Here is a 13,439-nt window from a genome sequence, read left to right on the forward strand (position 1 = left end):
CGCAGTAATGGCAAGAATTGCTTGCGGCAAGCCATTAGCGTAGGGCGCGCCCTTTGGACGCGCAGGGAGGCGAGGCGGAATTCATGCTGCTTTGCAGGCTTCGGGTTTCCGTTTCGTCAATGATATTGCCGTATAGTGAAGCAGGGTTTGGTGCGTTCAAGGAAAGAGCGCATGACGGCCACCTCCGGCGGAGGACGGTCGGGACGGGATGTCGATGCCTAAGAAGGTCATGATCGTCGAGGACAATGAGCTCAATATGAAGCTCTTTCGGGACCTCATCGAAGCAAGCGGTTACGAGACGGTGCGCACCCGAAACGGTCTGGAGGCGCTCGATCTGGCGCGCCAGCACCGGCCGGACCTCATCCTGATGGACATCCAACTGCCCGAAGTGTCGGGACTGGAGGTGACCAAATGGCTGAAAGAGGACGACGATCTTCACGTCATCCCGGTGATTGCGGTGACTGCCTTTGCGATGAAGGGCGATGAGGAACGCATCCGCCAAGGCGGCTGCGAGGCGTATATTTCGAAGCCGATCTCGGTGCCGCGTTTCATCGAAACCATCAAATCTTATCTGGGCGATGCCTGATGTACCCTTCCAGCCGAGCCGGAGCGTTGTGAAATGACTGCACGGATCCTCGTCGTCGACGACATCCCTGCCAATGTGAGGCTGCTGGAAGTCCGGCTGCTGGCCGAGTATTTCGAGGTTCTGACCGCCACCAATGGGTCCGATGCGATCGAGACCTGCGAGAACGGCAAGGTCGATGTCGTGCTGCTCGACGTAATGATGCCCGACATGGACGGGTTCGAGGTCTGCCGGCGATTGAAGAGCGATCCGGCGACGTCGCACATTCCGGTGGTGATGATCACCGCGCTCGACCAAGTCACCGACCGCGTGCGCGGGCTCGAGGCCGGCGCCGACGATTTCCTGACCAAGCCGGTCAACGACTTGCAGCTGATGACGCGCGTCAAGAGCTTGGTGCGACTGAAGTCACTGACCGACGAGCTTCGGCTGCGCGCCTCGACCACGCGCAACATCGGCATCGAAGAACTTTTGAGCCGCAATTTCGCGTCCGAGGACACGACGCCGAAGGTACTTTTGATCGACGAGCGCAAATCGTCGGTCGAGCGCCTCCAGAAGATGCTGCGCGACCGAGCCGACCTCGACGTCACCGGCGATCCGCATGCCGGATTCTTCCAGGCCGCGGAGACGCCCTATGAATGCGTGATGATCTCGACGGCCTTCGCTGATTTCGACCCGCTCAGGCTCTGCTCGCAACTGCGCTCCCTCGACCGCACCCGTTTCGTGCCGATCATCCTGCTGGCGGAGGAGGGCGAGGAGGAGCGCATCATCCGAGGGCTCGAACTGGGCATCAACGATTATCTGATGCGGCCGATCGACCAGCAGGAACTGACGGCGCGACTGCGCACCCAGGTGCGCCGCAAGCGCTACAATGACCAATTGCGCGCCAGCATCACCCAGACCATCGAAATGGCCGTGACCGACGGCCTGACCGGGCTGCACAATCGCCGCTATCTAGACAGCCATTTGCAGACGCTGTTCGACCGCGCCGTGGCGCGGCGACGGCCCCTGTCGGTGATGATCACCGATCTCGACCGCTTCAAGTCCATCAATGATGCGCATGGGCATGACGGCGGCGACGAGGTGCTGCGCGAATTCGCGCGGCGGCTGCGCAAAAACGTCCGGGGTATCGACCTTGCCTGCCGGTTCGGCGGCGAGGAGTTCGTGGTGGTGATGCCCGATACGGACGGCGCAGTGGCCGAGAGGGTGGCCGAACGCATTCGTGCCGAAATCGCCCAGATGCCGTTCGCCATCGGAGCCGAGGGCAAGACGATCGAGGTCACCGTCAGCGTTGGCGTGTCATCGGTGCTGAAGGGCGTGGATACGGTTGCGGCGCTGATGAAGCGCGCCGATCTCGCGCTCTACGAAGCCAAGAGCGGCGGCCGCAACCGCGTCGTTGCCAAGGCAGCCTGACGGTCCGGGCCCGATTATCCGGTCAACCCCAACAGGGTTACCCATTTACCTTAATCCAAGCGATTCACGAGCCTTGGTTAAGAAACTGTTGATTTTCATAAGCTCTTGCGCAAATGTGAAGTCCAAGAAGAAGCCGGCACGAGGTAGACAGCCGGCTCGATCCTCGAATACCCCATGATGCTCAGGTCCGCCGCATCTCCTGGGTCCGTGGGGTCGGCCGGCCGGCGCTGGCACATAGTGGCCTCCTCGTACCGCTGCCAAACGCCGACCGGCCCCCTTCATCCGATATGACATCAGGAATCGGCATCAAGCCCCGGAAGTGCCGGGGCTTTTTTGCGGCAGGGTCCCGCTTTCTGGATTGAAAAGGTCGCACCTTCGCCCGCTATCGCTTGGCAACGCCGCGACCTTTCACAGCCATATGCATAGGGGGAAGGAGAGCCATCCCCTCCATTTCATACATATGGCGCGCAAGGGGCTTGCGGCAAGACCCGCCTGTTCCCGTAGAACCACGACCTGAGTTAACGGAAACGGGAGTGGCGAAATGACGGAATTGTTGCCAGGAGGCCGAGTGCGTGGGGATCATGCGGTGGTGATCGCCGGAGGCGGTCCGACCGGGTTGATGCTGGCTGGCGAACTCGCATTGGCGGGCGTCGATGTGGCCATTGTCGAGCGGCGGCCAAACCAGGAACTCATCGGTTTGCGCGCGGGTGGCCTGCACGCCCGCACCATCGAGGTGCTCGACCAGCGCGGAATTGCCGACCGCTTCCTCTCGCAGGGACAGACATCGCCGTCGGTGGGCTTCCACATGACCCGGTTGGACATCAGCGACTTTCCCACGCGGCACAACTATCTGCTGGCGCTGCGGCAAAACCACATCGAGCGGATATTGGCCGAGTGGATCAGCGAGTTCGGAGTGCCGATTTGTCGCGGGCAAGACGTCACGGGCTTCGCACAGGATGATGGTGGCGTCGACATCGATCTGTCCGGCGGCCAGCGGTTGCGGACGCAGTATCTCGTCGGCTGCGACGGAGGACGCAGCATGATCCGCAAGGCCGCGGGGATCGCGTTCGAAGGATGGGATCCGACGATGAGCTGGATGATCGCCGAGGTCGAGATGGCGGAGGAACCGGCATTGGGCTTTCGCAGTGACGCCCATGGCATCCATGCGATCGGCAAGATTGAGGAAGGTGGCCGGGTGGGTGTCGTGCTGACCGAGCAACACCTGACCATTGGTGGCGAACCGACACTGCGCGATCTCAGCGAGGCGCTTGCCGGCGTCTACGGCACCGACTACGGGGTCCACAGTCCGACCTGGATTTCCCGGTTCACCGACATGACGCGGCAGGCTGCCGCTTACCGCGACAGACGTGTGCTGCTAGCCGGTGAGGCCGCCCATATCCATCCCCCAATGGGCGGACAGGGTCTCAATATCGGCGTGCAGGACGCGGTGAACCTGGGATGGAAGCTGGCCCAGGTGGTAAAGCGAATATCGCCGGAAAGCCTGCTCGACAGCTACCAGGCCGAACGCCATCCGGTCGCCGCCCGCGTGCTGCGCAACGCGATGGCGCAGGTCGCGCTTCGTCGGATGGATGCTCGCACCAAGGCCTTAAGCGACACATTCGCCGAACTGCTCGCCATGGATGGGCCACGCAAACGGATCGCCGCGGAGATGTCTGGGCTGGGTGTCCACTACGATCTCGGGGAAGGGCACGGGCTGCTTGGGCGACGAATACCCGACCTCGATCTCTCCACCGCCAACGGGCCGTTGCGACTGTTCACGTTGCTCCACGACGCGCGGCCGCTGCTCCTCAATTTCGGTGAGCCAGGCAGGTTGAATATTGTGCCTTGGGCCGGCCGGGTCCGGCAGATCGACGCTTTGTATGCCGGTGCCTGGGAGCTTCCCCTACTCGGAACGGTCGGCGCACCCGACGCGGTCTTGATTCGGCCCGATGGATACGTGGCTTGGGTTGGCGTTGAGAATGAACAGGGATTGGCCGATGCGCTGACCAGATGGTTCGGACCGACTGCCGGAGCCGGGCGCCCTTCCGAACGCAGCGCGTCACCTTCCATGGGCTGAAGGCCGGGCGCCTCCTGACAAGCAATTGACAGGAGGCGCCGTCTGTGCAGAAATTGGTTGGACCATTGGACCACTTGGAGGAAATGTGGACCAGAACAGTCTGCCACCCATTCAGACGACGGCCCGTGACGACGCCGTGCTGAAGGCATTGGTGAGCTTCGTCCGCGCCGAGGCCTTGCGGCCTGGCGAGCGACTGCCGACCGAGCGCATCCTGGCCGAGCGGCTCAAGGTGAGCCGCAACACGGTGCGCGAGGCGCTGACGCGGTGGGAAGGACTGGGTCTGGTCGAACGCCGGCAAGGCAGCGGCACGTTTCTCAAGGCGGCCGTCTCGCCCGACATGCTGCATTTGCCGTTGACGCTGGCGGGCGGCAATGACTTCACCAGCCTGATGCAGACGCTGGAAATCCGCCGCGCGCTGGAGGCGGAAGCAGCGGCACTGTGCGCCGAGCGGGCAAGCCCGGCCGACATTGCCGAGATCGAAGGCAAGCTCGATATAATGGAGCAGGCGTTTCGCACCCTCGACGGCATGTCATCGGAAGAGGACTGGGAATTCCACCAGGCGATCTACCGGGTCTCCGGCAATCCGCTGTTCGAACAGATCATCGCCGCCATGCACGAACTGTTCCATCGCTTCTGGGAGCATCCGCTCGGTGTGCGCGATTTCGGCCATGCCAGCTTTCCCTATCACCGCACCATCTACGAACGTATCGCCGCGCGTGATCCGCGGGGAGCCCGCGACGAGGCGCTCAAGCTCATCGCCACCGTCGAGGACGATCTGAAGCGCGGTGCGGCCAAACTCAAACTTTCGGACCTGAAATGAACGGGCATCCAGACGGCTTCGACCACGATTATCTCGCCGAGGCGGCGACGCTTTTGGCGCATGACGAACCGTTTCCCGGCGGTGCCGTCGTGCCTCCGATCTACCAGACCTCGTTGTTCACCTTCGCCAATTATGCGGAAATGGCCGATACTTTTGCCGGCAAACGAAAGCAGCCGATCTATTCACGCGGCGACAATCCGACGGTCATGGAGTTCGAGGCCCGAGTCGCCGCGCTCGAGGGCGCCGAGGCCGCACGCGGCTTCTCCAGCGGTATGGCGGCGATCAGCGCCACCGTGCTTGCCTTCGTCGGCGCGGGCGAGCGCATCGTTGCGGTACGCAACTGCTATGGCGATGCCTACCGGCTGTTCGAGCGGCTCCTGCCGCGGCTCAACATCAAGGTCGATTATGTCGACGGCTCCGACCCGGATGCGGTTGCCTCGGCATTGCCCGGCGCCAAGCTGCTCTATCTGGAAAGCCCGACCTCGATGGTGTTCGAGCTCCAGGACCTGCCGCATCTGACCCGGCTGGCAAAAGAGCAGGGCATCGTCACCACCATCGACAATTCCTGGGCGACCCCGGTGTTCCAGAAGCCGATCTCGCATGGCGTTGACCTCGTGCTGCACTCGGCCTCGAAATATCTCGGCGGCCACAGCGACACCGTTGCCGGCGTGGTGGCCGGCTCGGCAGCGCACATCAAGCATATCAACGAGCAGACCTATTCCTATCTCGGCGGCAAGCTGTCGCCGTTCGAGGCCTGGCTTTTGCTGCGCGGCCTGCGCACGCTGCCGCTGCGTCTGCCCCACCATATGAAGAGCGGGCTTGCCATCGCCGAGCGGCTGAAGGCGCATGGCAATGTCGAGCGGGTCAACCATCCCGCCTATTCGAACCATCCGGGCAAGGCGACGCTTGCCGGCTATGGCGGATTGTTCTCGTTCGAGGTTACCGAGGACATCGACATTCCCGTGTTCGTCGACGCGCTGAAATATTTCCGCATCGGCGTCAGCTGGGGTGGGCATGAGAGCCTGGTCGTACCGGCCAAGGCGTCGCTGGAGCAGACGCCGGGACTGAATTCGATGGCGCGCTTCGGCGTCAGCCCCCGAACCATCCGCTTCAATGTCGGATTGGAAAGTGTCGAGGATCTCTGGGCGGATGTCGCCCAGGCCTTCGAAAAAGCCAGAAAATAGCGGGTTCAAAATGGGAGTCTTGAACATGAAAAAACTGACCGTCATGCTTGCCACCGTCGCGGGGCTGGCGATTTCCGCCGGTGGCGCGCTCGCCGATTCAACCCTGAAAATGGTCGAGGTTATCACCAGCCCGCCGCGCACCGAATTCCTCAAGAAACAGATCGCCGAGTTCGAGGCGGCCAATCCAGGCGTCAAGGTCGAATTGGTCTCGCTGCCCTGGGGCCAGGCTTTCGAGAAATTCCTGACCATGGTGCAGGCCGGCGATACGCCCGATGTGGTCGAGATGCCGGAACGCTGGATGGGGCTCTACGCCAACAATGCCCAGCTCGAGGATCTCGGCCCCTATATGGCCAAATGGGACGACGCCAAGACGCTCGGCGACCGCGCCAAACAGTTCGGCTCGACGGTCAACAACACCCAGTTTATGATTCCGTATGGCTACTATGTGAACGCGCTGTTCTGGAACAAGAAGCTGTTCAAGGAGGCTGGTCTCGACGGCCCGCCGGCGACACTCGACGAGTTTGTCGCCGATTCCAAGAAGATCTCGGCCATTCCCGGAAAATACGGCTACTGCCTGCGCGGCGGGCCGGGCGCCTTCAACGGCATGCACATGTTCATGAACATCGCTCAGGGCAAGGGCGGCTATTTCAACGAGGACGGTACCTCGACCATCAATGAAGAGGGCTCGGTCAAGGGCCTGCAGATGCTGGCCGACATGTACAAGAATGGTCTGGCGCCGAAGGATGCAGTGAGCTGGGGCTTCAACGAAACCGTCACCGGCTTCTACTCCGGCACTTGCGCCATGCTCAATCAGGATCCGGACGCGCTTCTCGGCATCGCCGACAAGATGAGCGCCGACGACTTCGCCGTGGCGCCGCTGCCGGTCGGACCAAGCGGAAAGTCCTATCCGACGCTCGGCTATGCCGGCTGGGCGATGTTCGCCAACTCGCAGCACAAGGACGACGCCTGGAAGCTGATGGCGACGCTTCTGTCGCCGAAGGACAATCTGGAATGGGCCAAGGAAGTCGGCGTCGTGCCGATCCACAAGGGTGCGGACCAGGATCCCCATTTCAAGACCGAGCAGTTCAAGGGCTGGTTCACGGAACTCAGCGACGGCTCCAAATATGAAATGGTGACGCCGCCGACGCATCTGGAAAACCTCGGCAATTTCGTCGACCAGGTCGCGATCAAGAACTTCCAGGAAGTGCTGCTCGGCCAGAAGACGGCCAAGGAGGTCGCCGACCAATGGGCTGCCTTCCTGACCAAGGAACAGCAGGACTGGCTGGCGAAGAACAAGAAGTAGGCACCTGCTCTTCCTTCTCCCCGTTCACTCACGGGGAGAAGGTGCCACGAGGTGACGGATGAGGGGCGGCGCCAGCATTCGCAAGTTCGCGCTGCCCCTCATCTGCCTACCGGCATCTTCTCCCCGTGAACGGGGGGAAGGGGGCAGCTTCAATGCCGGCATCCATCCTTCACCGTGAGCATCGTATGACCTATGCCGTATCCGAAATTCGATCCGCGGCGCCGCCACGAAAAAAGCGGCTCTCCTACGCGACGATCGAGCCTTGGCTCTACCTCAGCCCGGCGATCATCCTGCTGGTCGTGGTGCTGCTCGTGCCGTTGGTCATCGGCATCAGCTACTCCTTCCGCAAATTTTCGGCCTTCAAGTCCGAGTATGTCGGGCTCGGGCAGTATGAGGCGATGCTGTCGGACCAGGTGCTGGGCCAGGCGCTGATCAACACGTTGTGGTGGACGGTGGCCAGCCTGTTCTTTCAGTTCTTCCTCGGCCTTGGCCTGGCGCTGCTGCTCGACAAACCTTTTCCAGGCCGCAAGGCGGTGCAGGCGCTGGTCTTCCTGCCCTGGGCGGTGCCGTCCTTCCTGTCGGGCCTTACCTGGGCCTGGCTGTTCAACCCGATCGTCGGTCCGCTGCCGCACTGGCTGTTCGCCTTGGGGCTGAAAGCCGAACCGACCAACGTTCTGTCCGATCCCTCCACCGCCATGTGGGGGCCGATCGTAGCCAATGTCTGGTTCGGCATTCCGTTCTTCGCCATAACGCTGCTGGCGGCGCTGAAGTCTATTCCCTCGGAACTGCATGAGGCGGCGGCGATCGACGGCGCTTCGCCGTTGCAACGTTTCACCAAGGTGACGCTGCCCTTCCTGGCCCCAACCATCGCCATAACGGTGATGTTGCGCACGATCTGGATCGCCACTTTTGCCGACCTCATCTTTGTCATGACCGAGGGCGGACCGGCCGGCTCGACCAACACGATGCCGGTCTACATCTATGTCAGCGCCTTCAAGTCGCTGGACAAGGGCTATGCCTCGGCCGTGGCGGTGCTGCTGCTCGTCCTGCTCATCGCCTACGCGATCGTGCTGATCGCCATTCGCCGCTCGCTTGTGAGGCACGTCTGATGATCGCCGGACGCTCAGCTTCACAGCGCTTCTTCGGCGGCATCGGCCTTTACGCCGCGATCGCCGCCTACGTCGTCTTCGCTCTGTTCCCGATCTACTGGACGCTGAAGATCTCGGTCACGCCGGAGCGGCTGCTCTATTCCGAAGGCATCACCTTCTGGCCGTCGCACATGACGATCCAGAATTTCGTGACCGTGCTCGAAGCCACCGATTTCCCGCGCTATTTCCTCAACAGCGTCATCGTCTCGGTGTCGACGGCGGCACTGGTCACGGTCATCGCCACGCTCGCCGGCTACGCCATGTCGCGTTTCACCTTTCGCGGCAAGGCTGCACTGGCTCTCATGTTGCTTCTGACCCAGACCTTTCCGCTGGTGATGGTCATTCCGCCTATCTACCGCGTGATGGGGCAGATCGGCCTGATCAACAGCCTGACCGGGCTGATCATCATCTACACCGCCTTCAACACCGCCTTCGCCACCTTTCTGATGCAGTCGTTCTTCGACGGCGTCCCCAAGGACCTGGAGGAGGCGGCGATGATCGACGGCTGCACGCGCGCGCAGGCAATGCGCAAAGTGATCGTGCCGCTGACGTTGCCCGGCATGGGCGCGACGCTGGGCTTCGTCTTCACCGCCGCATGGAGCGAGCTGCTGTTCGCGCTGATGCTGATCTCCAGCGACGACCAGAAGACCTTCGCCGTCGGCCTGCTCACCTTCATCGGCAAGTTCGCCGTCGACTGGGGACAGATGATGGCGGCGTCGATCCTGGCGCTGATCCCGGTCTGCATCTTCTTCGCTTTCCTGCAACGCTATCTCGTCACCGGCCTGACCGCCGGCGCCGTCAAAGGATAGACCGATGGCCTCTGTCACGCTCGAAAAGGTCCGCAAGGATTATGGCTCCGTGCGCGTTCTGCACGCGGTCGATCTCGAAATCGCCGATGGCGAGTTCGTCGTCCTGGTCGGACCGTCCGGCTGCGGCAAGTCCACGCTTTTGCGCATGATCGCCGGGCTCGAGGAAGCCTCGGGCGGCGAGATCCGCATCGGCGAGCGGCTGGTCAACGATGTTGCACCCAAGGACCGCGATATCGCCATGGTGTTCCAGTCCTATGCGCTATATCCGCATATGGACGTCTCGAAGAACATGGGCTTCAGCCTGATGCTGCGCAAGGCCGAGAAGCCGGCGATCGATGCGCGCGTCGATGGTGCCGCGAAGCGGCTGGGGCTCGATACGTTCCTGCAACGCCTGCCCAGGCAATTGTCTGGCGGCCAGCGCCAGCGTGTCGCCATGGGCCGTGCCATAGTGCGCGATCCCAAGGTCTTTCTCTTCGACGAGCCGCTGTCGAACCTCGATGCCAAGTTGCGCGTTCATATGCGCGCCGAGATCAAGGCGCTTCACCAGCAACTGAAGACCACTTCGGTCTACGTCACCCACGACCAGATCGAGGCGATGACCATGGCCGACCGCATCGTTGTCATGCATGACGGGCTGATCCAGCAGGTGGGCGCGCCGCTCGATCTCTATGACCGGCCGGCCAATATATTCGTCGCCGGCTTCATTGGCTCGCCTGGGATGAATTTCCTGCCGGCGACGGTGGAGAAGGGCGCCAAGGTGGACGCCGTGTTGTCCGATGGCCAGAAGCTTCGGCTGCCGCACGGCCTGCCGCTCAGGGACGGTGACGTCATCACCGTCGGCCTGCGGCCCGAGCATATCCGGCTGGCTGATGACGGCGCCCTGCAAGGCGAAGTGGGAGTGGTGGAGCCGCTCGGCCTGTCGACGCAGTTCTACGTCAAACTGGCCGGCCAGCAGCTTTGCGTCTTTGCGATGGGCCGCGCGGCCGTGAAGCCCGGCGACATGGTGCGCCTGTCGGCCGATCCGGCATCGCTGCATTTGTTCGACGAGAAGAGCGGCGACCGCATCGGCTAAGCGCTCAGCCGGGCTGACGGACATCAGCCGCCCGGCCAAACGAAAACGCCGCCCGATGGGCGGCGTTTCGGCATTCCAAAGGGAAACCAGATTACTTGATCTTGGTTTCCTTGAATTCTACGTGCTTCTTGGCGACCGGGTCGTACTTGCGGAACGACAGCTTGTCGGTCTTGGTACGGCTGTTCTTGCTGGTGACGTAGAAGAAACCGGTGTCGGCGGTCGACAGAAGCTTGATCTTGATGTTTGCGGCTTTGGCCATGATCTCAGTCCGTTATGTTCGTGGGGTTTTGGCCGCTGGAGCACGGGAAAACACCCGGACGCGGGAAACTTGGCGCGACACATAAAGAACGTGCCTGGAAAGTCAAGCCCGGCCAACCTTATGTGGCTCGCCCAAGCAGCCCAGAATGCATAAATCAGGCGGTTTCCGCTTCGGATACCGCAACCTTCTTCCAGTCTCCGGTCGTGTTCCACCAGCGATTCGGATTGGCACGGTCGTCCAGCCCCTTGGAGCGGCTGGCAAGGATCGGCTGGATGCGGATCACCGGCTCCTGATAGGAATGCGCCTGGAAAATCGCCTCGACGACGCGAGCCGCCAGCGCCTGGTCGTCGGGCAGTTCGAACGAAACCTCGACCGTGCCGGGGCGCCGCCGCAATTCGGCCTCGGCGCCGGCGGCCGCGCCGGCAAGTGGCCGGTAGCGCTCGATGCCATGCGCCGACTGGTAGGCGTTTCGATCATATTTACCCATAACCAGCGGGGCGATCGCAACCACCGCATCCATGATGCGGTCCACGTCCGAGGCCGGAGCCTGGAAGGTTACAAGCAGCAGAAGCGTCATTCGCAGTGATGTGGTCTCAAAGCCGCTGTCGATCATGGCAGTGTCCTCAACTTCGGGTATCAGGGGACACTCTTTTAACCGCACGCTCCTGACACGGTTCTGTCAGTATCTGCCGCGGCGCGGCGGATAAGGGCACTCGACGGTGGGGTGCTACAGCAGGAGCTTGCGGACGAGCCTGAAGCAGACCAAGGCGATGTAGGCGGCGAAGAACAGGCCGAGCGACCAGCCAAAGCCGGAAGGTCCGAAACTGTCCATTCCGATGCCGATCGCCTGCGGACCAAGCACCATGCCGACGCCGTAGCACAGCACGAAAGCGGCATTGGCCGAAGCCAGCTCGTGGCCGGAGAGCTGCGAACCGAGATGGGCGAGGCCGATCGTGTACATGGCCGCGACGACACCGCCCCAGACGAAAAGCAGGGCAGCCATCAAGTGCCAGTTAGCGGCAAAAAACGGCATGAACATCGTGCCGGCGAGACCGACCGTGGCGCAGGCGAGCAGCAGATAGCGCCGGTCCGAGACGCGGTCGCTGATCATGCCGATCGGGATCTGCAACAGCACGTTGCCGAGACCGATCATGGTCAGCAGCAGCGCCGCGTCGGCCTCGGAATAACCGATGCGGTTGCCGTAGATCGGGAACAGCGCGAAGCCGCCAGTCTCGACGGCGCCGAACACGAGTACGGCGAAAGTCGCGGTTGGCACCAGCCAGATATAGCGCAGGAAGTGGCTGGTTTCGCTGTCGGCCACGATGGTCGGGCTTTCGTTGCGCGCGGCGAGCACCGGTATGGCAGCCAGCGTCACCAGGGCAATGATGACGCCGAACGGCCTGAAGCCGGAGCTGCCGAGATGAGCAAACAGCCACGGCCCGGCGGCAAAGCCGAGCGACAGGACGGTGGCATAGATGCCAAGCACAAGGCCGCGCCGGTGTGGCGGCGCCGACGTGCTGATCCAGAATTCCGACAGGATGAACAGCACTGTCAGCGCGATGTGAAGAACGACGCGCAGCGGAAACCACATCCAGAAATCGGGCGCGAAATGGAAACCGACGAAGGCGAGCGCGCCGGTGGCAATCATGGCGATCATGGTCCAGGCGACGCCGAAGCGCATGGCGAGCGGCGTGGCCAGCGGCGCCCCGGCGATCGAGGCCAGGCCGGCGACAGCCGTGTTTAGGCCGATCATCGAGGCCGAATGACCGCGTGTTTCCAGGATGACGCTGAGCAAGGGCATGCCGAGGCCGATGGCGATGCCGACGACGCTGATCGACGAAATCGCCGCCACCATCGGCAGCCAGTGTACGCGTTCGTCGCCCTGTGGTTGGGTATCGACCGTCATGGGATGCTGAATACTCTGTCTCTTTGATCTTGCGCAATTCCCGCGGGAAAACCGCGGCACACTTTTCCTGGAATTGCTCTAGAGAAGTTCGCGGGTGAAGCGGTTGCGGACAAGCCGGTAGAAAGGGACAGGTCCGCCCGGCCGCAGCAGCGGATCGTCGGCGAGCCGTTTTTCCAGATCGTCCAGGATCATTCGGGTGATGTCGGGTATGTCGGCCTGCTTGGCCTTGGCGAGCGGCAGCCAGACCAGTTCCTCCAATTCGTTGGTCGGGCCGCCATCGGCCAGTTCGACGGCGACATCGCCACGCCAGGCGCTGAAGAAGCGGGTGTCGAAGCGGCGCACCCGGTTCGGCGGCGTGATGGCGCGCGCGACGAAGCGCAGCGCTTCCAGCGACGGTGCCACGCCATGTTCGACGAAACCCTGCCAATCGCGCCTGGTCGTGGCAAAGGCGCCTTTGCGGCCGATCAGCAGGCCGGCTTCCTCGTAGGTCTCGCGGACCGCCGACAAAGCAATGGCGCGGGCACGGGCGCGGCTGGTGCGGCCGGGGCCGGCCGTCAGCTTGGCTTCTTCGTGCTGGTCGAGTGCCGTCGCTGTCGGTATGCGGCTGTCGGCAGGGTCTGTTCGGCCGCCGGGGAACACGAACTTGCCTGGCATGAAAGCGTGTGCGGCGTGGCGGCGTCCCATCAACACCTGGACGTCGTCGCCATTGCGGTCGAGCAGGATGAGCGTCGCGGCGTCACGCGGACGCAGGCGCCCGCCGCCATGCGTGGCAAGACCCTTGTCGAGCTTGTCGGCATCCGCCTTGGTCAATGCTTCCATGCGCAGGGACCTAGCGGAAACTTCTTGCATGCGAAAGTAGCCTTAGCGA

13 protein-coding genes are annotated in these 13,439 nt (G+C 62.6%); 9 read left to right on the top strand and 4 right to left on the bottom strand.

Annotated elements, in window-relative coordinates:
- Positions 1-214 precede the first annotated feature (214 nt).
- From X742_RS166520 to ugpC, 9 genes are all read left to right on the top strand, one after another.
- Positions 215-586, top strand: a complete 372-nt coding sequence (locus X742_RS166520; protein WP_006334976.1) for a response regulator — start codon at positions 215-217, stop codon at positions 584-586.
- A gap of 33 nt (positions 587-619) precedes the next feature.
- Positions 620-1,993: a PleD family two-component system response regulator gene (locus tag X742_RS166515; RefSeq protein WP_023770055.1), complete on the top strand. Its 1,374-nt coding sequence runs from the start codon at positions 620-622 to the stop codon at positions 1,991-1,993.
- Positions 1,994-2,534: 541 nt separating this feature from the next.
- A complete protein-coding gene (locus X742_RS166510; RefSeq protein WP_031247619.1) occupies positions 2,535-4,070 on the top strand; it encodes an FAD-dependent monooxygenase in 1,536 nt (511 codons plus the stop codon).
- 85 nt (positions 4,071-4,155) lie between these two features.
- Positions 4,156-4,890: a FadR/GntR family transcriptional regulator gene (locus X742_RS166505; RefSeq protein ID WP_023770057.1), complete on the top strand. Its 735-nt coding sequence runs from the start codon at positions 4,156-4,158 to the stop codon at positions 4,888-4,890.
- Complete coding sequence (locus X742_RS166500; protein WP_023770058.1) at positions 4,887-6,074, top strand: PLP-dependent transferase; 1,188 nt, start codon at positions 4,887-4,889, stop codon at positions 6,072-6,074. Before X742_RS166505 ends, X742_RS166500 begins: the two co-directional genes overlap by 4 nt.
- A 25-nt stretch (positions 6,075-6,099) precedes the next feature.
- Positions 6,100-7,377, top strand: coding sequence for a sugar ABC transporter substrate-binding protein (locus X742_RS166495; RefSeq protein WP_023770059.1), 1,278 nt, complete (start codon positions 6,100-6,102; stop codon positions 7,375-7,377).
- 185 nt (positions 7,378-7,562) lie between these two features.
- Positions 7,563-8,486: a sugar ABC transporter permease gene (locus tag X742_RS166490; RefSeq protein WP_023770060.1), complete on the top strand. Its 924-nt coding sequence runs from the start codon at positions 7,563-7,565 to the stop codon at positions 8,484-8,486.
- Positions 8,486-9,334: a carbohydrate ABC transporter permease gene (locus tag X742_RS166485; RefSeq protein ID WP_023770061.1), complete on the top strand. Its 849-nt coding sequence runs from the start codon at positions 8,486-8,488 to the stop codon at positions 9,332-9,334. The genes X742_RS166490 and X742_RS166485 overlap by 1 nt, the downstream gene beginning before the upstream one ends.
- 4 nt (positions 9,335-9,338) lie before the next feature.
- Positions 9,339-10,406 (top strand): sn-glycerol-3-phosphate ABC transporter ATP-binding protein UgpC, encoded by a 1,068-nt coding sequence (ugpC, locus tag X742_RS166480; protein WP_023770062.1) that lies wholly within the window; start codon positions 9,339-9,341, stop codon positions 10,404-10,406.
- A 91-nt stretch (positions 10,407-10,497) separates the two neighbouring features.
- On the opposite strand, the gene rpmG is transcribed toward ugpC, so the two are convergent.
- The 4 genes from rpmG to X742_RS166460 all read right to left on the bottom strand — a co-directional run bounded on the left by rpmG (position 10,498) and on the right by X742_RS166460 (position 13,390).
- The gene (gene rpmG / locus X742_RS166475) at positions 10,498-10,665 is read right to left on the bottom strand and encodes a 50S ribosomal protein L33 (protein ID WP_006201775.1); all 168 of its coding nucleotides are present in this window, start codon (positions 10,663-10,665) and stop codon (positions 10,498-10,500) included.
- Positions 10,666-10,819: 154 nt separating this feature from the next.
- The gene (locus X742_RS166470; RefSeq protein ID WP_023770063.1) at positions 10,820-11,278 is read right to left on the bottom strand and encodes a hypothetical protein; all 459 of its coding nucleotides are present in this window, start codon (positions 11,276-11,278) and stop codon (positions 10,820-10,822) included.
- Between the two features lie 114 nt (positions 11,279-11,392).
- The gene (locus X742_RS166465; protein ID WP_023770064.1) at positions 11,393-12,571 is read right to left on the bottom strand and encodes an MFS transporter; all 1,179 of its coding nucleotides are present in this window, start codon (positions 12,569-12,571) and stop codon (positions 11,393-11,395) included.
- Positions 12,572-12,649: 78 nt separating this feature from the next.
- Positions 12,650-13,390, bottom strand: a complete 741-nt coding sequence (locus X742_RS166460) for an NUDIX hydrolase (RefSeq protein WP_023770065.1) — start codon at positions 13,388-13,390, stop codon at positions 12,650-12,652.
- Between the last annotated feature and the right edge of the window lie 49 nt (positions 13,391-13,439).

The sequence above is a fragment of the Mesorhizobium sp. LNHC229A00 genome, from assembly GCF_000502415.1.
Classification (GTDB): domain Bacteria; phylum Pseudomonadota; class Alphaproteobacteria; order Rhizobiales; family Rhizobiaceae; genus Mesorhizobium.